This window comes from Haliscomenobacter sp. (genome assembly GCF_033763495.1).
Classification (GTDB): Bacteria; Bacteroidota; Bacteroidia; order Chitinophagales; family Saprospiraceae; genus Haliscomenobacter.
In genome coordinates this window covers 105,112-125,870 of record NZ_JANRKL010000148.1, presented here as the reverse complement: position 1 = coordinate 125,870, position 20,759 = coordinate 105,112, and the positions used below count along the sequence as shown (strand labels likewise).

Genomic DNA, 20,759 nt, shown 5'->3' with positions numbered 1-20,759 from the left:
GCGAATAGTGATTTTTTGCACAAACACTTTCACTATTCGCTTTTCACTCACCTAAGCAAATGCACTCCCCCATTCAAAACCGACCTTTTACCGCCACATTCCAGTTCAATGGCATAAAAATACACCCCAATATTGGCTTTTTGACCACGGACTGTACCATCCCATTCACTGCTCAAGTCTGTGCCTTGAAAGACCAAGCTACCATAGCGGTCCCTGATAAAAAAGCGGAGCACCTTCAATTCGCTACCTGCATCTGCCATAATTTTGAATGAATCGTTGATGCGGTCTCCGTTTGGAGAAAAAGCATTGGGCACAAAAACGGCTCCAACATTGAGTTTAAGCGTGTAGGTGCTATCGCACAGACCCGGGCGCTGAATGGTTTTGGAATAGGTCCCTGATTGGGTAAATCCTTCAAAATTCCCACCGGCACAAATGTTCACTTCGCGGGTATTTTCAGCTTTGGCGTTTACGGTAAGCAGTAAGGTGCGAATACTGTCGCAACCTGCACCTCCAGCACGAAGGGTATCGATATAAGTCCCTGTAACTTTGTATCCCAGAAAAGATTCGCCCGCACAAATCCGTTTGGTCAAACTGAATCTTTTGGCATCGGTGGCTCTCAATACCAAAGTGCGCACACTATCACAGCCAATCATCGATACCAGGGTATCCACATAAGTACCTGGTTGGCTATAACCTTCTACTACTTCCCCCGGGCAAATACTCGCATTGACACTTCGGCTTACAGGGGGTAAAACGGCCAGTTGCAGCACCCGAATGCTGTCACAACCCTTTACCGTTTTAAAAGTATCACGGTAAATTCCACTACGCGTATACCTTTCAAAAATTTCGCCAGCACAAATACTCTCCAGACGCTGAGCACTTAGGGGTGGAGACACGGTAAGGGTCAAGGTTCGGATGCTATCACAACCTGAACCGGTTTGAAAGGTATCGCGATAAATCCCGCTGCGGGAATACCCTTCAAAAGCCTGGCCAGAGCAAATATTTGAGGTTGTTGCGGAGCTAAGCGGAGGCAAAACAGTTAGGCGTAAAATGTGAACACTGTCACATCCATCACTGCCTTGATAACTATTCGTATAGGTTCCTGAACTGCTGTAGCCTCCAAAACTTTTACCCGAGCAAATTTGCATCGTTTCCTGGGTAGTATCTGGCCTAAGTACCGTCAGGCGCACAATGCGCAAACTGTCGCAGCCTCGAAAGTTTCTGAATGTATCCTGATAAATACCTGTACCCGTATAACCCAAAAAAGATTCACCCGCACAAATGCTTTGTTCAATAAGTGTAGTATCGGGCCTAAAAACCAACAATTGAATGGTACGCACACTATCACAACCTACGGCGTTTCTTAATACATCCACATAAGTACCAGCGGTAGTGTAGCCCTCAAAGGACTGTCCGGCGCAAATTCCCCTGATGATATTTGAAGCGGTATGGGGCAATACTTTCAAGTTGATGGTCCGAATGCTATCACAGCCCAAACGGGTTTGAAAAGTGTCAAAATAGGTATTTGTATAGGTATAGCCAAAGGCGCTTTGACCATTACAAATGGCCGTATCAATGGTGAAGCGCGGACTGGGATTTACCGAAAGTTGAAAATAACTCACACTATCACATCCTCTGGCGGTCCTAATGGTGTCGGCATAAAAACCGGCAACGCTGCGCTTACGGTACACTTCGCCGTCGCAAATACTGACTGGTTTGGCTATTTTTTCCGGCAAGGTATAGGAGTTGTATAAATCCAGTAAGTCCTGGTCCGATACAGCTTTGTTGTAAATGTAAAGTTCGTCGATGATCCCGATAAAAAATTCTTCGGCGCCTGGTTCATCGTGGCCAACTACCAATGGAGCATTGTTTTGGCGTACCGCAGTGAACGGCAAGGTAACACTGGCCACTAAATTGCCGTTCAAAAAGATGTCCAGTTTGCCTCGATTGAAGCGCCAAACCACAAAATTCCATTCATTGAGTTTAACCGCAAAAGGCGCCTGGTTCACAAAAACCTGGGTTGCATTGGCAAATAGTCCAGGTTGGGTGTAGCGCACATATGGAATCAAACTGCCGCCCTGATAAGCCATGTTAAAAGGGGTGTTCAAAGAATTAGAATTGGATTTGGTGATGATCGAAACCGTATTGCCGCTGGTAGCCGTTGGAAACACCCAACAGGCAAAAGTAAACTCGGACGTGAGGTCGTTGATGTCCGGTACATTGGGCACTTCAAAGTAGTCGTTGCCATCCAGTTGATAGGCGGAGCCTTTAATCCCTGGTACACAGCGGGGATTGCCAAAAATCTGGGCATCATTGCGCAGACTGCTTTTATCCTCGGCACTGCCTTCAAAAGGATAATAGCCAATAGGCGCAGTTTGTCCGCACAGCCACAGCGGCAGGCAGAGTAACAACAGAATTTGGGGACGCATTTGTAAATCGGTTAGTGGGACAAAAAAGTAATGGGGAAAGTTAGGGATTTGTGCGGAGATTGGCAAGAGGGGATTTTTGGGGATGGCTGAGCGCTGGTTTTTTTTAATTTTACTTCAGATAAAACTCACGTTTAAAACTATAAACATCAACCAATGAAAACCACCCTTTTCAACCGCCGCCGCTTTATAAAAGAGACCGCCACCACCGCTACGGGCATGGCCATCCTCTCCTCCCTCCCACAAACAACTTTTGCAAAACCAATTGCCGAGCCCCGCATCAAATTTTCGGTCATTGGCATCAACCACGGCCACATCAACGGCATGGTCGACGCAGTGACCCGAGGCGGTGGCCAGTTGGTGGCTTTTTACGCCAAGGAAGCAGACCTTGCTGCCGCTTTTGCCAAAAGATACCCCAACGCCAAACAGGCCAAAGACAAACGGGAAATCCTGGAAGACAACTCCATCCAGCTCATCCTGAGCGCAGGTATCCCCATCGAGCGGGCACCCTTGGGTATCGAAGTAATGCAACACGGCAAGGATTATTTGGTGGACAAGCCTGGCGTCACCAGTCTGGCTCAATTGAAAAAAGTACGCGCAGTACAACAAGCCACCAAACGCATTTATTCTATCATGTACAGCGAAAGGCACGAAAACCGCGCCACGGTAAAAGCTGGAGAGTTGGTGAAAGCAGGTGCCATTGGCAAAGTGATTCAAACCATCGGCATGGGGCCCCACCGCATGAATGTGTCGACCCGTCCGCCCTGGTTTTTTGATGTCAAAAATTATGGAGGCATCATCACGGATATTGCTTCGCATCAATTTGATCAGTTTCTTTTTTTCACGGGTTCAACCCAGGCAGAAATCGTCGCATCACAAGTGGGCAATGTCAATCATCCCCAATATCCGCAGTTTGAAGACTTTGGGGATGTGATGATCAAAGGCAATAAAGGCACGGGTTACATTCGGGTGGATTGGTTTACGCCGGATGGTTTGAAGACCTGGGGCGATGGCCGACTGACCATCCTGGGTGCCGAGGGCTATATTGAAATCCGTAAAAACATCGACATTGCCAGTCATGACAACGGGAATCACCTGTATCTGGTGAATCAAAAAGAGACCAAATACATCGATTGTAATAAGGAACCGCTGCCTTTTGGGACTTTATTGGTGGATGATGTGCTGAACCGTACGGAAACGGCGATGCCACAGGCACATTGTTTGTTGGCAACAGAGCTGGCTTTGAAAGCGCAGAGTATGGCTAAACCGATTCAATTGGGAAAATAAGTTGCCTCTTAGGTGCCTCTTTGGTGCCTTAGGATTCTTAGGTGGTGAAAAGAATGCAGCTCTTTCTTTTCACCACCTAAGAATCCCAAGGCACCGAAGAGGCACCTAAGAAGTTTTACTTTTCTAACACGCCTTTCAACTGCTCCAAAGACTTCTGATACTCCGAGCCGATCATGTCATCCATGCTCATAAACAGCCCCATAAAATTCATAGGGTAGTTCATTTTCCCACTCATGGCCCAGGTCACCTGAGTTGTAGAATCACTCAATACTTTAGTAGCCAGATAGGCCGGAGAAGTTCCACCCATCATTCCTTTAAAGATGAGGTCAATATCTACCCGCTCTCCTTCCACTACTTTGGTAATCACCTGTTCTCCATTTCCCATCATTTTACTTTCCCAGCCATATACTGCACCGACCGTACCGTCAGTACCTTTGTAAAATTCTTTCATCTCGGGATCAGCCTGGCTGTAAGTGCTCCAATTTTTCTGGTTTTTCAGTATTTTTACATAGTCAAAAACCTCCTGATTGGGTTTGTTGATGGTGATGGAGCGCTCCACCGCAAAATCCCTTTTGACAAAAAGGGCAATGATCAAAACAAGGGCGATCAGGGCAACAATGCCCAATAGGATTTTTTTAAGTGCTTTCATGTAACTAGCGTTTTGAAACAATTATCAATTAAATCAATACAAAAACAAAGTTAAATTAATTTTTAAAACAAAAAAATGGAAAATTTAACCAAAATAGCGGGGTGATTCCGCCAAATTCGTGCAATTGGCCCCGAATTACCATTTAAAAACTTCAATCTCACATTAAGCCGAAAAATTTCAACACGCTTATGGCTATTTGAGTACCGGGTTTATATCTTTGCGCTTTTAAACCCAAATGCTGATGCAGCACGTATCCGAACCGGAAATCAATGCCCAAGTGGCCCAAAATCTGGGACTCACCGAGGACGAGTTTGACCGGATTGTCAAAGTCATGGGGCGTACGCCCAATTTTACGGAGTTGAGTATTTTCTCCGTCATGTGGTCTGAACACTGTTCCTACAAGCATTCTATCCACTGGCTCAAGACCTTACCCCGCGATGGCAAACGCCTGTTGGTAGGAGCTGGTGAAGAAAATGCCGGCCTCGTCGACATCGGAGATGGCCTGGCTTGTGCCTTCAAAATTGAATCTCACAACCACCCATCCGCCATCGAGCCCTATCAAGGAGCAGCTACCGGAGTAGGTGGTATCCACCGCGATATTTTTACCATGGGTGCCCGGCCCATTGCCGCACTCAATTCCCTGCGTTTTGGCAACCTCGACAATGCCCATACCCAACACCTGATCAAAGGGGTGGTGAAAGGTATTGGTGACTATGGCAATTCCTTTGGGGTACCTACCGTCGGCGGAGAAGTATACTTCAACGATTGTTACAACCAGAATATCCTGGTGAACGCCATGTCCGCAGGCATCGTCCGGGTAGGTCAAACGGTTTCCGCCATTGCCGAAGGAGTAGGCAATCCCGTGTTCATTGTCGGTTCTGCAACCGGCAAAGACGGTATCCATGGCGCAACTTTTGCCTCGGCCGATCTCACCGAAGATTCTGCTGACGACTTGCCAGCAGTACAGGTAGGTGACCCTTTCCAGGAAAAACTCCTGTTGGAAGCATCCTTGGAAGTGATCAAAACCGGTGCAGTAGTAGGCATGCAAGACATGGGCGCAGCGGGCATCACTTGTTCTACCTCCGAAATGAGCGCCAAGGGCAAGTGTGGCATGCGCATCGACCTGAGCAAGGTACCTACCCGTCAGGCCAATATGAAAGCCTGGGAAATTCTGTTGTCCGAAAGCCAGGAGCGCATGTTGATCGTGGTACACCTGGGCCAGGAGCAAAAAGTATTGGATGTATTTGATAAATGGGACCTCGAGTGTGAACAAATTGGAGAGGTAACCGATACCGGTCGCTTGGAGTTTTATCACCACGGCGAACTGGTTGCCGATGTACCTGCCGAATCCCTGGTTTTGGGTGGCGGCGCACCCGTTTACCAACCCGATTACCAGAAACCCAAATACATCGATCAGGTCAACAAGTTCAATGTAAAGAACATCAACCAGCCTAAGGACCTGAAAAAGGTGGCACGAACCGTATTTGCTTCGCCCAATATTGTATCAAAACGTTGGATTTACGAGCAGTACGACTCCATGGTGCGCACCAACAACATGGGTACCAATGCCCCTTCGGATGCTTCACTGGTAAGGGTGAAAGGCACCAACAAAGCACTGGCACTCACGGTGGATTGCAACTCGACCTACGTACACGCTGATCCCTATACTGGGGCTATGATTGCCGTGGCGGAAGCTGCCCGCAACATTGTTTGCTCTGGTGGTACTCCCGTGGCCATCACGAACTGCCTGAACTTCGGCAGCCCTAAAAACCCAGAGGTATATTGGCAATTTGTCAATGCCATCAAGGGAATGGGGGATGCTTGTCGGAAGTTTGACACCCCGGTAACCGGTGGCAACGTAAGTTTTTACAACCAATCGGTATTCAAGGACCGTACCGAACCCATCCACCCCACCCCCACCATCGGGATGTTGGGAATTCTGGATGATGTAAAATACCAAATGACCCTTAATTTTAAAAAAGATGGCCATTTGATTTACATGATTGGTACGCCACAAAACGACATCAACAGCTCAGAATACCTGCGTCTGGTGCACAAGGTGCAATTGTCACCCGCCCCCGGCATCGATTTGGATGAAGAGTTCCACATTCAGTTGAACATCTCAAAATTGATCCGCCGTCGCTTGATTGAGTCAGCCCACGATATTTCAGAAGGAGGGCTTTTTGCCTGTTTGGTCGAATCCGCCTTGGCCGGAAACATTGGTTTTGAAGTAGAAACAGACGACAATTTCCGCAAGGATGTTTATCTTTTCAGCGAAAGCCAAAGTCGGATTGTGGTGACTACCCCTTCGGAAAAAGAAGACGATCTGGTCAACTACCTCAACACCCATAATGTTCCTTTTACCAGAATCGGTGAGGTGACAGGAAAACGCATCGTGGTAGATGGCGAAGACTACGGCCCACTGAACGACTGGAAAGCCATTTATGACCATACTTTGGGTCAAAAAATGGAAAATGCAATCTAACATTAAATGATCAATCGCATGAACCGCTTCATTCAAGTCCTGGCACTTGCGTTGTTGTCTCTGGGTTTCTGGAGTTGCACACCTAAAGGCACCACCATCGAAGGCACCATCAAGGGTGCAGAAAATTTACAAGTCTTCGTTGATGAGGTAGCTATTGGCCGAGCGAGCACCGTTCTGTCCAAAGCCGACATCAATGGTAGTGGAAAATACTCCATCAATTTTCCCGAAGGCCTCAAACCTGGGATTTACAACCTGCGGGTAGGCGCCAAACGCATCAACCTGATCATGACTGGTGCCGAGAAGGTAGTGACTGTAAATGGGGATTTGAATACGTTTCAGGACTACGCTGTAGAAATTGATGGTTCCAAAGAAAGCAAAATGCTGGCCGATTGTGCCAAACGCATCATGGAGCGCAGCATGTCGGCCAACGATGTAGGTACTTTTGTGGATACGACCAAAAGCCCATTGGTTGGCGCGTTCTTAGCATATTTGTCGCTGGGCAATGCTGGGCCTTACCTCGGCACCCAAAGACGCGCTATAGAAAAATTGCAACAAACCGATCCCAATTCAGATGTTGCAGCGGCTTACAACGAATACCTTACTGTCATCGAAGCACAATACCAGGCGGAACAAAGCAATCAGGTCGTACAAATCGGCAAACCTGCCCCAGATATCGACTTGCCAGATCCCAGTGGCAAAAGACTTAAATTGTCAGATCTGAAGGGAAAAGTAGTTTTGCTCGACTTTTGGGCCAGTTGGTGTGGACCCTGCCGGGGCGAGAATCCAAACGTTGTAGCAGTTTACAACAAGTACAAAGACAAGGGATTTACCATCTTTAGTGTGTCGCTGGATGGTTTTGACGATCGCCGGGCTCAGGGTGCTACACCTGCTCAAATCAGCGAAGCAAGACAACGAGGCAAAGAAGCCTGGATCCAAGCCATTAAAGCGGATAACCTGACTTGGCCATACCATGTCAGTGACCTCAAGCATTGGGGTGCTGCTCCAGCTGCCATGTACGGTGTGCAAGGTATTCCGAGGGCTTTCATGATCAACAAAGAAGGTTTGATCGTAGCCACCGAAGTACGTGGTGCTGCGAATATCGAAGCAGAGTTGCTGAAGCATTTGTAATAACGCACGTTACGCAGTCAGCTAATTAGCCCTGAAAGGGCGACAGCCCATCAAGAAAGGGTGCAGCCCTTTCGGCCAAGCAGCCTGCCTGTGTTCACACGACAAGCCCTGAAGGGGCGACATAACCATGCCAAGTGATGTCGCCCCTTCAGGGCTTATTCGTTTAATGGATTACTCGTCACATAGAATGGGCGTTACCCATTCTTGGAGGGATATCGCCCCTTCAGGGCTGATTCATGTTTGGTCTGGCGAGCACCAGAGCTGCCTTTTTTATTGTCAGGCAACCAGATATATTTTGTTCTCTTTAGAAAAAAATCTACCTTCACCTGCACACCTACATTGATCGTTATGAAATCAGGATTTTTTTACGGCTGGCGCATCGTCCTCATTGCGCTGATTGGGCAGTTTTTGAGCGTAGGCTCGCTGCTGGTTTATTGCTTTGGCGTGTTTGTCAAACCATTGGCAGAAGCTTTTAAAACCGATCGGGGATCCATTTCATTGGCAGTTTCTTTGGTGAGTGTTGGTGTCGCCCTGGGTTCGCCCATTTCGGGGCGTTTGATCGATAAATTGGGTGGAAAAAAAGTCATTTCCTTTGCCTTAATCGGCATGGCTATTTGTTTGTTTGCACTCTCGCGGGTGCAAGCCCCAATCATTTCCCTCTACATCTGTTATTTTTTAGGCGGCTTCATTGGATCGGGCAATTCTCCTTTGGCTTACTCCCGAATAGTGGCCAACTGGTTCAATCAAAACCGGGCTTTGGCCATCGGACTAGGCAATGCGGGAGTGGGCCTAGGCGCTTTATTGATTCCAATTCTAGCCCAATTTCTGATTCAATCCGCCGATTGGAGGCAGGTCTACATCCTTTTGAGCCTGGCTTGTGTACTGGTTGCCCTGCCTCTGGTCCATTTTCTTCTAAAAAACAGTCCCGCAGACATGGGTATGCAACCACAGGGCCAGCTTGAAATTTCGGCGACCGAAAGTAGTGCCATGAGCATTGGGGCAGCTGCAGCAACACGGTCTTTTTGGCTCCTCAGTTTGTCCATTTTGTGTGTTGCGGTTAGTTGTACCGGGATCATGACCCACCTTTCGGCGATGTTGACCGACAGAGGGCTGAGCCCTCAAATCGCAGCCTTGGCCATTTCCCTGTTTGGAGGCGCTTCACTGGTGGGGCGCATTGCCAACGGTTTTTTGGCCGATCGTTTTTCTGCACCACTGGTAGCTGCAGGAATTTTTGGCGGAGCAGCTGTCGGAATTCTACTGCTTTGGTTGTACCCCACCGGATTCACCGTCTATTTGGCAACCGTGATGATCGGCCTGGCCATGGGTGCCGAATCCGACATCATGCCGTACATGGTTAGTCGTTTTTTTGGCATGCGCTCGATGGGCACAGTGTATGGTTTTGTTTTTTCAGCATATACCATTGGTGCGGCGTTCGGGCCGATGTTGTTTGGTGTTGGGTTTGACAAAACGGGGTCTTATCAATTTTCATTGTTGGTGGGTTTGGGACTGATGATCGTCGCAATTGGCTTGATGCTTGTGTTGCAAAAAAACACTAAGGCTGAATAAACTTACTGGACAAACAATCAAAGCTATATCTTCACAAAAATCCGCTTCCGGTACATCCAATTCAGCACCAAAAACTGCATCGTGAGCAACACCGTACCACTCACCAAAGTCCGGTACCCTTCTCCAAAAATCATATCGTACTGAGGATGCACATTGATGCGGAAAGAGGAATCGATGAACCCGATTACGGTATGCGCTAGCAGGTAAGCTGCAATGGAATTCATGCCCAATACTTTAAAAACATAAAACCAGGAGCCTTGATGCTTCAAATCAGCTACGTAATAAAAGCCAGCCAACAAGAGAAAACACCAACCACCACTGAACAAAGTCCAACTCGGCGTCCAAATCCGTTTCACATTGGGGCAAATGCCCAGAATACTCAGCAGAAATCCAGTAGCCAGAAATGCCACCCCAAACAACAACAACTTACGCAGCAGCAAGCGGGTAGATTCGGCAGTTCTGAGCCATTGCCCGGCTATCAGGCCCAAAATCATGGTGCCCAGGGTAGGGATAAAACTCAAAGTCGCGTAACCGCCCCCATTGAATCGGAATACATTTTCTCGCGGAAAAAGATTTAAAAACCAGCGGTCAAAAGCCCAGGCGGCATTGGTATTTTTGTTCCAATGTGCCGCGAAACCTTGCGCATGATGGGGCCAATCTGCGGCTACGCCCGCCTCGGCCCAGTTGAAATCGGGACCAGGCAAGGAATAAAGTGCAAACAAAGCCCAATAGGCCAGCAAAATGCCCGCAAAGGCAATCCACTGCCAGCGCTCTTTTACCCAGCCCAAGGCAAAAAGGAATACATAACCCAGGCCAATCTGGGTGAGCGTATCTTCAAAGGTGAAGTTCGTTTGTTTGGCGTACATCGAACGCAAGAAAATGCCCAGTAAAATCAAAATCAGTGCCCGGCGAAAAGTATGCCCCCATACCTGCCAGTTGTTTTGCCCACTGGCCTGCCGACTGGCTAGGGAATAAGGCAGGGCCACGCCCACCAAAAATGAAAAGGATGGCTGGATCAAATCGTGCAAAGAACAGCCTACCCAGGGTACATGGCTTTGGTGAAAATGTAAAAAGGCCCAAAAGCCGCTATCGGGAAAAGCTTTGGCAACGTGGCCAAATTCCCATACTTCGGCCATCATCAGAAACATGACAAACCCTCGGTAGATGTCGACAGAGGCGAGGCGGGTAGGCAGAGGGATGTTAGGCATAGATGTAGGTGTTTTTTCTTAATACCAAAAATAGCTTTTTTCCTTACCAATTCGTACTTCCAATCCAAATAAGCTATCTTGGTCGGCACTAAGTATGAAGCAAAAAATCATCCTCCATGCCCTTCTTTCAAGACCCACTAGCCATTTTCGCCGTGTTAATGCTCAACATCATCCTTTGCGAGCAACTGTGCAAACTGCCCTATTTCCGAGCCTTTGGCAGTGCGTTACTGGTGATCATCACCACCGCCATCACGGCCAATTTGGGCATCATTCCTTCGGCCAGTACCCCCACACCTTTGTACGATGGAATTTTCACTTACCTGGCTCCTTTGTCCATTTTTTACCTGCTGCTCACCGTCAATTTGCGCGGCCTGAAAAGAGCAGGCGCGCCTATGATTTTGTTTTTTCTCTTGGGCTCGGTGGGAACCATGCTGGGCGTGTTGGCGGGTATGTATCTGATCAAGGGGCCAGAAACCCTGGGCGATTCTTTTTTTGCCCTGGGTGGCATGTTCACCGGAACCTACATCGGTGGCAGCAGCAATTTTAACGCACTGGCACTCCACTACAATGTCAACAAGGAAGGGAATCTTTACGCTGCGGCAACAGCGGCCGACAACATCATCACCGCCCTGTGGATGGTAGTGACCCTTTTGTTGCCCCCCCTGTTGCAGCGCTATTTTCCCCGCCAACAAAAAGGTCCGCTTGAGGCCGAGGAGCAACAACGCCTGACGGATGAAGCCCACGCCCACGTCAACGATCAGGAACAACTCAATCCACTGGAATTGAGCATCCTGCTGGGTGTAGGGGCACTGGCCTTGTACATTGCTCAATGGTTCGCCGGTTTATTCCCGAGTATCCCGATGATCATTTTTTTGACCACCCTGGCCCTGATTATGGCTCAGTTTCCCATCGTTCAACGTTTGCGGGGCTTACGCTTGATCGGAATGTTTTGCATTTACCTGTTTTTGGCCGTCATTGGCGCCAATTGTGATTTGGCCGCCTTGCTGCGGGATGGACAACTGGCCATTTCTATGCTGATGTTGGTGACAGTGCTGGTGCTCATCCACGGCACTGTACTTTTTGGTATTGGTGGATTGCTGAAGCAGGATTGGGATCTTCTGTCCATTGCTTCACAAGCCAATGTTGGGGGCTCAGCATCGGCTTTGGCTTTATCCAAAGGGCTCAACCGAGCTGATTTGCACTTGCCCGCCATCCTGGTTGGGGCCTTGGGGAATGCTGTTGGGACTTACTTTGGGATTTTAATTGCCGAGTATTTGCGAACCTGGGGGTAAACTATATAAAAAATTGTCTTGTTGATAGAATTTTTCAACTTTTTATTTATTTTTGAGCATAAACGCCTTATTTAACTCTAAAAACAATAAAATGGCTTTAAATTATCCTCTCGTCTTTCTTACCGGATTGATTCCATTGTTGACTGGTTTTGTCTGGTACAACCCCAAAGTTTTTGGCAATATCTGGATGAAAGCAGCTGGAGTAACCCCGGAGCAGGGCAAAAAAATGAACATGCTTGTCGTCTTTGGGCTAACTTATCTGTTCAGCCTGATGTTGTCGATGATCTTGTTCTCCATTGTTATTCACCAAACCCACCTTTATTCGATTTTGTTGGACACACCAGGTTTTGGACAGGAAAATTCGGATGTAATGAATTACATTGAGGAGTTCATGGGCAAATACAGCGGCAATTACCGTACCTTTAAACATGGTGCCTTGCATGGAACCATTGCAGGTGTATTCATTGCACTACCACTCATTGCTATCAATGCGATGTTCGAAATGAAAGGGTTCAAATACGTAGCTGTAAATGCCGGATACTGGATTTTGAATTTGATGCTGATGGGCGGGATTATTTGTGCGTTTGGATAGCTTTTATCCCTAAAAGGTAGGAACCCATGTTTGATGGGTTCCTATTTTTTTACACGTATAAAAAACTAAACTATTCCTGAAAAAACCCAGCTTTTCCCACTATCTTCGCGGCTTAACCTTTACCGAAGACCATGAATTCCAAGCCGCTCCTTTGCATCTTCCTGAGTGTCATTGCGTTGACGTCTTTTGCCCAAAAAAACAAAAAAGCGCCTCAGATCACGCCTCCGGTTCAGACTGTCTCCGCACCGATCCCTACACCCTTGACAACCAAGCAACTCAAAGCACTGAAGTACCGCTTTGTAGGGCCAAGTCGCGGGGGACGTTCAACAGCAGTAGAAGGGGTTCAGCAAGAGCCCAATACCTTTTACATGGGGGCTACTGGCGGCGGCGTTTGGAAAACAAGTGATGCGGGCTTAACCTGGAACAACATCTCTGATCAGGACATCAAAACCGCTTCAGTAGGCGCCATTGCAGTAGCCCCTTCTGATCCCAATGTCGTGTACGTTGGCATGGGTTCGGCAGACCCTCGTGGCAATGTCATCCCAGGAGATGGCCTGTACAGGAGTACTGATGCAGGAGCACACTGGAAGCCAATTGGTTTGGAAAAAGCCGGGCAGATCAGCAAAATTGTGGTACACCCCCAAAATCCGGATCAACTTTTCGTAGCCGTATTGGGCAATGTGTTTGGCCCAAGCGAGCAACGTGGCATTTTCCGCAGCAAAGATGCTGGCAAGACCTGGGAAAAGGTCCTCTATGTCAGCGACAAAACCGGAGCCATCGAGTTGGTAGCCGATCCCAGCAACCCGCGTATCCTCTACGCCGGTTTTTGGACCGCCGAACGCAAGTCCTGGACCTTCATCGACGGCAGTGCCGAAGGAGGAGTCTGGAAAAGTCTCGATGGTGGCGATACCTGGGAAAAACTAGGTGGAGGTTTACCTACTGGACTGGTCGGCCGGGTTGGTATTGCCGTTTCGCCCGTAAAACCTTCCCGCGTTTGGGTCCAAATAGAAGCCCAGGAAGAAACCAAAGGTGGTTTGTACCGCTCGGAAGATGGCGGAAAAAGTTTCACCAGAGTTTGTCGCGATCATAGCATTCGCCAACGGGCCTGGTACTACTCCCGTATCTATGCCGATCCCAAGGACGAAAACACGGTATACAACCTCAACGTCAGTTTCATGAAGTCCATCGATGGGGGCAAAAGTTTCACCCGCATCCCAGTACCTCATGGCGATACCCACGTACTCTGGATCAACCCCGACAACCCCAACCTGATGATCCAGGGGAATGATGGCGGGGCCTGCGTAACCCTCAATGCTGGCCGCACCTGGAGCAGCCAACTCAATCAGCCCACCACGGAGTTTTACCGCCTTACACTCGACAATCAGTTTCCCTACCGTTTGTACAGCGCACAACAAGACAATTCTACCATCTCCATACCCAGCCGTTTCGACAATGCCTTGACTCCGCAGGAACTTTGGCACGAAGTCGGGGGTGGAGAAAGTGGCCATATTGCCGTTGACCCACGCAACCCCAATATCGTCTATGCGGGGAATTACATTGGTCAAATCACCAAAACAGACCTGAGTCGGGGCCATCGCCGCGATGTAGTGGCCTACCCTCAAATGCACGACGGCACTGCCCCCCGCGATATCCGTTATCGCTTTCAATGGAATGCACCGATTCGGGTTTCCCCGCACAACCCCGATGTCATTTACCATTGCTCCCAATACGTACATCGTTCGCCGGATGGGGGCCGAAGCTGGGAGGTCATCAGCCCCGATTTGACCACCGATAAGGATAAATTTCAGGATATCCCTGGCGGCCCGATCCAACACGACCACACTGGGGTTGAGTTGTACACCACCATTTTTGCTTTTGAAGAATCTGCTCAAACCGCAGGTGAACTCTGGGCGGGTAGCGACGACGGGCGGGTCCACCTCTCCCGTGACAATGGCAAAAGCTGGAAAGAAATCACTCCCAACAACATTCCGCTGGAAGGCACCGTAAACATGATTGAATTATCCAGCCATGCCCCTGGGCGCGCATTGATCGCCGTGCACAAATACCGGGAAAACGACTTCAAACCATATATCTTTTTGACCAACAATTATGGTCAAAACTGGACTTTGTTGACCGATGGTAAGAATGGCATTCCGGCAGACCACTACGTCAAAGTGGTGCGCGAAGACCCGAAACGCAAGGGGTTGTTGTATGCAGGAGCCGAATACGGCATGTACGTTTCTTTTGATGAAGGAAAAAACTGGCAAAGCTTCCAATTCAATTTGCCCCCGGTTTCCATTGCAGACATGGCTTTAAAGAATGATGATTTGGTGTTGGCAACCCATGGTCGGGGCTTCTGGATCATGGACGACCTGACTCCCTTGCACAGCATTCCACAAAACGTTGAAGCGGAAGTCACTTTGTTCAAGCCACGGGTAGCTTACCGTAACCAGTTCAGTGGATTCCGCGGCGCAGCGGCTCCCGACCCCAGCCCCAATGGCGCCATTCTGTATTATTTTGCTAAGGAAAAAAAGGCAGGCGATACCGCGGTGTTGCGCCTTTCAATCATAGACCCACAAGGAAAAACCAGAAAAGTGTATGCTTCCAGCCCTGGCGACAAAGAAGAGCTGTTGGCCTGGCGGGATGGCCTCAATCGACTGGATTGGGATTTGACCTATGAAGGCCCCGAAGCCTTGCCTGGTGCGCAATTTTCATTGGCCGATATGAGCCCGGTAAAAGCCATGCCCGGCCCACACAAAATTGTACTGGAATACAAAGGAGTACGTCAGGAACAAACCCTTGAAATCAAAAAGGACCCTCGCTGGACCCAAAGTGATGCCGATCTGCAAGCCCAATACGAACTGGCCATGCAGGTAAAAGATTTGTTCAACACCTGCCATGCGGCCATCGCCGATTTGCGTTCCTGGCGGACCCAGATCAAGGACGTGCTGGAGCGCAGCAACAAATACAAACCCAATGTGGCCAAAGCCATCAAAACAGCTGGCGACCCTTTGGTCAAATCCTTAACGGAACTGGAGGAAAAATTGATCCAAACCAAAAGTGAGGTAGGGCAAGACCCCATCAATTACCCCTCCCAAATCGATGACCAAATGGCCTATTTATACTCAATTGTAAACAACCAGGATGATCGTCCCAACGCTGGTTGTTATGAAAGATTGGAGGACCTGAAAAAAGCTTTTGCCCCATTGCAAAACCAATTGAATGCGATCAGAACCAACGAGGTTGCGGCCTTCAACCGCTTGTTGCAGCAGCAGAGCATTCAATTGATCATGACCAAAGAAAGGTAAATAACGTATGTCTTTTCCACTTAAAGACTTGGAACGATACATCCACCCCACCATTTTGGAACGGGGTAAACTCCTGTTTTTGGAAGACGCGGTGCAGGAACTGGCTCCCGCAGGCCCCAATCAATGGCAGGCCTTGGTACGTGGGGACAATGACAAATACCGGGTTGACATCTTGCTGGAAGACGGCAAGGTTGAAGAGCATGAATGTTCTTGTCCGTATTATGCTGGACCGATTTGTAAACACCGGGTGGCCGTGTTTATGGAATTGCGGGAAAAATTGGAAAAAGACCCCGTCATCGCGCAAACTTTGGCTACCCGCAAAACAGCGGAGCAATTGTACCGTGAATATAGGGCCCTTTCCGCTGATGACAAATTGGTTTTGCGCATCCTGGCCATCGCTTATGAAGGGATGAACATCAACAAGTTCAGCTACATCATTACCGACGCACGGTTTAAGGTAAGTTTCAGCCAGGCAATCCTGCGCAACAATTTGAATCGCCTGGTACAAAGTGGGTTTTTAACCCGCGAAAAGGCCGATCGGTATGTGATTGATCCTGAATTTGCGGATTACCTGCTTGATCAGGAATTTTTGACCGAGCCCGATTTTGTGAAAGCCATACCCTCGGTCAAACGGTTTTCTGATTCCGAATGGTGGTTGACCAATTCCCCAGACAAGGCCAAACGGGCTTTCCGAAATGCCCGACTTGCCTACTACCAAAACGATCTGGCTACTTTTACCAAAGAAATCCAGATTGCCGAAACCCATTCTCCAAAAACGGGTGAGCCCATTTGGCGGATCTTTTTACCTCGCGTTTTTGACAAAAACAAATTGGAAAAAGCGCCCTCAGGCATTCGCCATCAATTGTTGATTACCCACTTAACCCATGTGTTGCTTTATTTGGAGCCACGTGATGGGTATTTTGACTATTTACTGGATCCAACAAACCTGCCGAGTAACCCAGATCAACGCAATAGTGTTTTGCGCCTGATGTGTCAAATTGCAGTCTTTCAAGGTGATTGGGATACTGTGGGGAAATTATCCTCAACGCTTGACGAGTTTGGCCAATACGGCTTTGCGGCTCAACACCACTTTGTCAAAGGCAAGTACGCCGAAGCCGCACTGGGTTTTGATTTATCCCAAAAAGCCTACCGCAAACAAAACCGCAACAACAAGTCCCTGCTGCCTGCACTCAATGGCATTTTCCATTTGTTGGCCCGTTGCAAAGACCTGGACATGGGGGCGTCAAACGCCTTGCTGGACGAACTGCGCCGACAAATCAAACAGGAAGGGTATTACACCGCTGTCTACATGTACCTGGAGGCGGTTTTGGGTTCATTTACGGGCGCTTTAGAGCAAGCCAAACAAACCCTGGGTTTCCCCCCCAACCACAATATCGCCCTGTTTTTCCAGGCCTTGTCGGTAGCGTGGGTGGATGATAGTGCATTGGATGAACAAGAGTTGGTCAGCCTGGCCCAAGACCTGGAATACAAGGGTTACCGCTGGATGGCCTGGCAACTTTGGGCTACCTTGCACCATTTGAACCCCCAAAACACCCGCTGGGAAACCAGTATGCAGTCTTTGGAAGACCAAAAAGACGATTGGAGCCCGATGATCCAGATTTTCCCCAAAGTAGAAATCTGGGAAAGCGCCCTCAATGCCTTGTTTAACCTCACGGGTAAAATCAAACCTTCCGCCGTTGAAGGGGCTACCCGGGTCATTTGGCTGGTTGATTTTGAAAGGTATGACGCAGTAGCCAAGGAACAAACCTTTGGCAAAAAAGGCTGGACTTCAGGTCGCAACATCTCGCTCAATCGCCTGATGAACCGCGAAGCGAAAGGGATGACCGAACAGGACATGACTGCGGTTAAACGAGCAGTAACCAGAGTCGGTTTTGACCAATACGAACTCAATACCGAGGCTGTATTCCCTAGCCTGGTGGGGCATCCGCTCCTGTTTTTGATGAAGTCTCCCGAAATTGCTGTGCAATTGCTGGCCGAAAAACCTGTGCTCAAAACCCGTGAAGTAGAAGGTGGTTATGAGTTGTCTTTTTCCCATGAAATAGACGAAGTGGGTTACGAAATCATCAAGGAATCGCCTACCCGCTACAAACTGATCGAATATACCGAGGAGCATTATAAAGTGGCCAAAGCGCTTCAAAAACAAAAACTCTTTGTGCCCGTCCACGCCCAAAGTCGACTCAAGGATGCATTGGCCGGCCTGATGGCCTTGGTGGATGTGGAATCAACCGTAGTTGGGCTCAACGAGGAGGCGCGAGAAGTAATCTCGGATGCCCGCCCCTGTGTACACTTGTTGCCGGTTGGGGATGGCTTCCACGTTGAATTGTACGTCAAACCTTTTTCCGAAAACCCGCCCTATTTGCGGGCGGGGGAAGGAGAAGTCAATCTGGCTGCCAAAGTTGGCGAAGAATGGCTACGCACTGAGCGAGACCTGGAGATTGAGCTGTTCAAACAAGGGCACCTACTGGAATCCGTGAGTGTTCTGCGCGACAATATTCCTCACAACAACATCTGGGAGCTGGAAGACGCCGATCTCTGCCTGGAGCTCTTGCTTCAATTGCAGCCTTTTATAGAAAACCAGGACATCATTTTGGAATGGCCCAAAGGGGAAAAATTCCGCATCACCCGAGTAGCTGGTATGGGGCAATTCAGCATGAAGATCAGTTCGGGGCAGGACTGGTTCAATGTCAATGGCGAATTGCGGGTAGATGAAAACATGGTGCTGAACATGCGCCAATTGATCGAATTGTCGCAACAAAAACGCAATGGTTTTGTCGAAATCGGTCCGGGGCAGTTCTTAGCCTTGACCGAAGAATTCCGCCGGCGTTTACAGGAAATCAATGCCCTGATGTCGCCAAACAAGGATGGCAGTTTTCAGTTGCACCCCCTGGCGGCTCCGGCTTTAGAAGGATTTGCCTCCTTGTTGGATCAGGTAGAAGCAGACAAACGCTTCAAAGAGTCGATTCAACGGATGAAGGACTCCTTTTCCCGGAACTACTCGGTGCCCCAAAGTTTTAAAGCCACTTTGCGCGAGTATCAAGTGGAGGGCTTTGAGTGGTTGTGTCGCCTTTCTGATTGGGGAGTTGGTGCTTGTTTGGCCGACGATATGGGTCTGGGAAAAACCGTCCAAGCCCTGGCGCTATTGCAATTGCGTGCGGAACAAGGCCCTGCCCTGGTGGTTGCACCTGCATCGGTCTGCCGCAACTGGGTGGCCGAAATTGGCAAATTCACGCCTACCCTTACGCCTATTCTGTTTGGTGAAGGGGATCGCGACGCTGAAATTGAAAAAGCCAAAGCAGGGCAAATCCTCATTACTACCTATGATTTGATGACCCGGGAGGCGGAAAGTTTCACCCAGAAACAGTTCTCAACCATTATTTTGGACGAGGCACAAGCCATCAAAAACCGCAGCACCAAACGTTCGGAAACGGCCATGCGTTTGCAAGGTAATTTTAAACTCATCACCACGGGCACCCCCCTGGAAAATCACCTGGGTGAATTGTGGAACCTCTTCCAGTTTATCAATCCCGGCCTGCTGGGTTCGATGGACAGCTTCAACGACCGTTTTGCGGTCCCTATCGAACGCCTGGGCGACAATATCCGCAGGGACCAGTTGCGGCGTTTGATCCAACCCTTCATCCTGCGCCGCCGCAAGGATGAGGTACTGAAAGAATTGCCAGAAAAAACCGAAATCACCCTGACGGTAGAATTGAGCGGGGAAGAAAGGGCCTTTTATGAAGCCTTGCGCCGCAAAGCTCTGGAAGAACTTGAACAGTCCATCGAAGGGATGCAGGGTGGACAAAAACACCTGCGCATTCTGGCCGAAATCATGCGCCTGCGCCGAGCAGCTTGCCACCCGGGCATGGTGGACAAACAGTTTGTAAAAGACCAAAGTGCGAAGTTGCGGCTGTTTGGGGAAATTGTAGAAGAGTTACTGGAAAACAATCACAAGGCCCTGGTCTTCAGCCAATTTGTAGACCACTTGCACATCCTAGAAAATTACATCAAAAGCAAAGGCATCGCTTACCAATACCTGGACGGACAGACTCCCCTACCCTTGCGCCAAAAACGCATCGAAGCCTTCCAGGCGGGTGAGGGCGACCTCTTCCTGATCAGTCTCAAAGCGGGTGGCGTGGGCCTCAACCTGACCGCCGCCGATTATGTGATCCACATGGACCCCTGGTGGAACCCCGCCGTGGAAGACCAGGCAACCGACCGGGCCCACCGCATCGGTCAGGAGAAACCGGTTACGGTGTATCGCCTCGTTGCGGAGGATACGATTGAGGAAAAAATCCTGAAGCTGCACGGCACCAAGCGGGATTTGGCGGATTCGTTGCTGAGTGGCTCGGATGTGAGTGCGCGATTGTCGGCGGATGATTTGTTGAATTTGTTGAAGGAGAGGTAAAGACAAGAGCGGCATTAATAGCAACGCGGATGACGGACGCGGATTGGGCGGATTGACGCGGATTTTGCTTTGCCTGCGGCAAAGTTTTTCAGCCACCAAGGCAGTAGAGTAGAGAGAAGCGGCGGTGCCGCTTCTCCCCCTCGTCAAACCGTACGTGCGGTTTTCCCGCATACGGCTTCCCTATGAATTTCATTTCCAGCTTTCACAGCTTTTTCCCCTCCATACTGTATCCAGAGTCTCTCGTCCACAGAGTTGGCAGCTTTGGGGTTTCTGCTGCTTGGCTTGTCAATATAGCTTATCCATTTGTCTACCTCTGTGCACCTAAAATGCTTCGTCTTTGATGATACTTAATTCTCAATCAGGACCGGTTGGACTCTTGATCTAAGCGTTGTTCA

11 protein-coding genes are annotated in these 20,759 nt (G+C 49.1%); 8 read left to right on the top strand and 3 right to left on the bottom strand.

The features are described 5' to 3' along the window. Window positions 1-47: 47 nt before the first annotated feature. Window positions 48-2,429, bottom strand: coding sequence for a LamG-like jellyroll fold domain-containing protein (locus tag SFV55_RS15395; protein WP_320030411.1), 2,382 nt, complete (start codon window positions 2,427-2,429; stop codon window positions 48-50). 153 nt (window positions 2,430-2,582) lie between these two features. On the opposite strand from SFV55_RS15395, the gene SFV55_RS15390 reads away from it, so the two are divergent. Continuing rightward, the gene (locus SFV55_RS15390) at window positions 2,583-3,713 is read left to right on the top strand and encodes a Gfo/Idh/MocA family oxidoreductase (protein ID WP_320030410.1); all 1,131 of its coding nucleotides are present in this window, start codon (window positions 2,583-2,585) and stop codon (window positions 3,711-3,713) included. 115 nt (window positions 3,714-3,828) lie between these two features. Here SFV55_RS15390 and SFV55_RS15385 read toward each other — a convergent pair whose 3' ends face one another. Beyond that, the gene (locus SFV55_RS15385) at window positions 3,829-4,362 is read right to left on the bottom strand and encodes an SRPBCC family protein (RefSeq protein WP_320030409.1); all 534 of its coding nucleotides are present in this window, start codon (window positions 4,360-4,362) and stop codon (window positions 3,829-3,831) included. A 241-nt stretch (window positions 4,363-4,603) separates the two neighbouring features. Here SFV55_RS15385 and purL point away from each other — a divergent pair, with 241 nt between their 5' ends. The 3 genes from purL (at window position 4,604) to SFV55_RS15370 (ending at window position 9,541) form a co-directional block, all read left to right on the top strand. Next, complete coding sequence (gene purL / locus SFV55_RS15380; protein WP_320030408.1) at window positions 4,604-6,847, top strand: phosphoribosylformylglycinamidine synthase subunit PurL; 2,244 nt, start codon at window positions 4,604-4,606, stop codon at window positions 6,845-6,847. Window positions 6,848-6,853: 6 nt separating this feature from the next. Beyond that, the gene (locus tag SFV55_RS15375) at window positions 6,854-7,975 is read left to right on the top strand and encodes a TlpA disulfide reductase family protein (RefSeq protein WP_320030407.1); all 1,122 of its coding nucleotides are present in this window, start codon (window positions 6,854-6,856) and stop codon (window positions 7,973-7,975) included. A gap of 348 nt (window positions 7,976-8,323) precedes the next feature. Beyond that, window positions 8,324-9,541 carry an MFS transporter gene (locus tag SFV55_RS15370; protein WP_320030406.1) on the top strand — a complete coding sequence of 406 codons (1,218 nt, stop codon included), beginning with the start codon at window positions 8,324-8,326 and terminating at the stop codon, window positions 9,539-9,541. Window positions 9,542-9,564: 23 nt separating this feature from the next. Here SFV55_RS15370 and SFV55_RS15365 read toward each other — a convergent pair whose 3' ends face one another. Further along, window positions 9,565-10,749, bottom strand: coding sequence for a DUF5009 domain-containing protein (locus SFV55_RS15365; protein ID WP_320030405.1), 1,185 nt, complete (start codon window positions 10,747-10,749; stop codon window positions 9,565-9,567). Window positions 10,750-10,865: 116 nt separating this feature from the next. On the opposite strand from SFV55_RS15365, the gene SFV55_RS15360 reads away from it, so the two are divergent. From SFV55_RS15360 to SFV55_RS15345, 4 genes are all read left to right on the top strand, one after another. Beyond that, window positions 10,866-12,041, top strand: a complete 1,176-nt coding sequence (locus tag SFV55_RS15360; protein WP_320030404.1) for a DUF819 domain-containing protein — start codon at window positions 10,866-10,868, stop codon at window positions 12,039-12,041. A gap of 91 nt (window positions 12,042-12,132) precedes the next feature. Further along, window positions 12,133-12,633: a DUF1761 domain-containing protein gene (locus SFV55_RS15355; protein WP_320030403.1), complete on the top strand. Its 501-nt coding sequence runs from the start codon at window positions 12,133-12,135 to the stop codon at window positions 12,631-12,633. Window positions 12,634-12,764: 131 nt separating this feature from the next. Further along, window positions 12,765-15,941 carry a VPS10 domain-containing protein gene (locus tag SFV55_RS15350; protein WP_320030402.1) on the top strand — a complete coding sequence of 1,059 codons (3,177 nt, stop codon included), beginning with the start codon at window positions 12,765-12,767 and terminating at the stop codon, window positions 15,939-15,941. Window positions 15,942-15,948: 7 nt separating this feature from the next. Next, window positions 15,949-20,364, top strand: coding sequence for a DEAD/DEAH box helicase (locus tag SFV55_RS15345; protein ID WP_320030401.1), 4,416 nt, complete (start codon window positions 15,949-15,951; stop codon window positions 20,362-20,364). Window positions 20,365-20,759: the final 395 nt, after the last annotated feature.

What these genes read in the sequence shown, in the direction of transcription:
- SFV55_RS15395 (WP_320030411.1), bottom strand. Translation starts at nt 2,429, where the DNA reads ATGCGTCCCCAAATTCTGTTGTTACTCTGCCTGCCGCTGTGGCTGTGC.
- SFV55_RS15390 (WP_320030410.1), top strand. Translation starts at nt 2,583, where the DNA reads ATGAAAACCACCCTTTTCAACCGCCGCCGCTTTATAAAAGAGACCGCC.
- SFV55_RS15385 (WP_320030409.1), bottom strand. Translation starts at nt 4,362, where the DNA reads ATGAAAGCACTTAAAAAAATCCTATTGGGCATTGTTGCCCTGATCGCC.
- purL (WP_320030408.1), top strand. Translation starts at nt 4,604, where the DNA reads ATGCAGCACGTATCCGAACCGGAAATCAATGCCCAAGTGGCCCAAAAT.
- SFV55_RS15375 (WP_320030407.1), top strand. Translation starts at nt 6,854, where the DNA reads ATGATCAATCGCATGAACCGCTTCATTCAAGTCCTGGCACTTGCGTTG.
- SFV55_RS15370 (WP_320030406.1), top strand. Translation starts at nt 8,324, where the DNA reads ATGAAATCAGGATTTTTTTACGGCTGGCGCATCGTCCTCATTGCGCTG.
- SFV55_RS15365 (WP_320030405.1), bottom strand. Translation starts at nt 10,749, where the DNA reads ATGCCTAACATCCCTCTGCCTACCCGCCTCGCCTCTGTCGACATCTAC.
- SFV55_RS15360 (WP_320030404.1), top strand. Translation starts at nt 10,866, where the DNA reads ATGCCCTTCTTTCAAGACCCACTAGCCATTTTCGCCGTGTTAATGCTC.
- SFV55_RS15355 (WP_320030403.1), top strand. Translation starts at nt 12,133, where the DNA reads ATGGCTTTAAATTATCCTCTCGTCTTTCTTACCGGATTGATTCCATTG.
- SFV55_RS15350 (WP_320030402.1), top strand. Translation starts at nt 12,765, where the DNA reads ATGAATTCCAAGCCGCTCCTTTGCATCTTCCTGAGTGTCATTGCGTTG.
- SFV55_RS15345 (WP_320030401.1), top strand. Translation starts at nt 15,949, where the DNA reads ATGTCTTTTCCACTTAAAGACTTGGAACGATACATCCACCCCACCATT.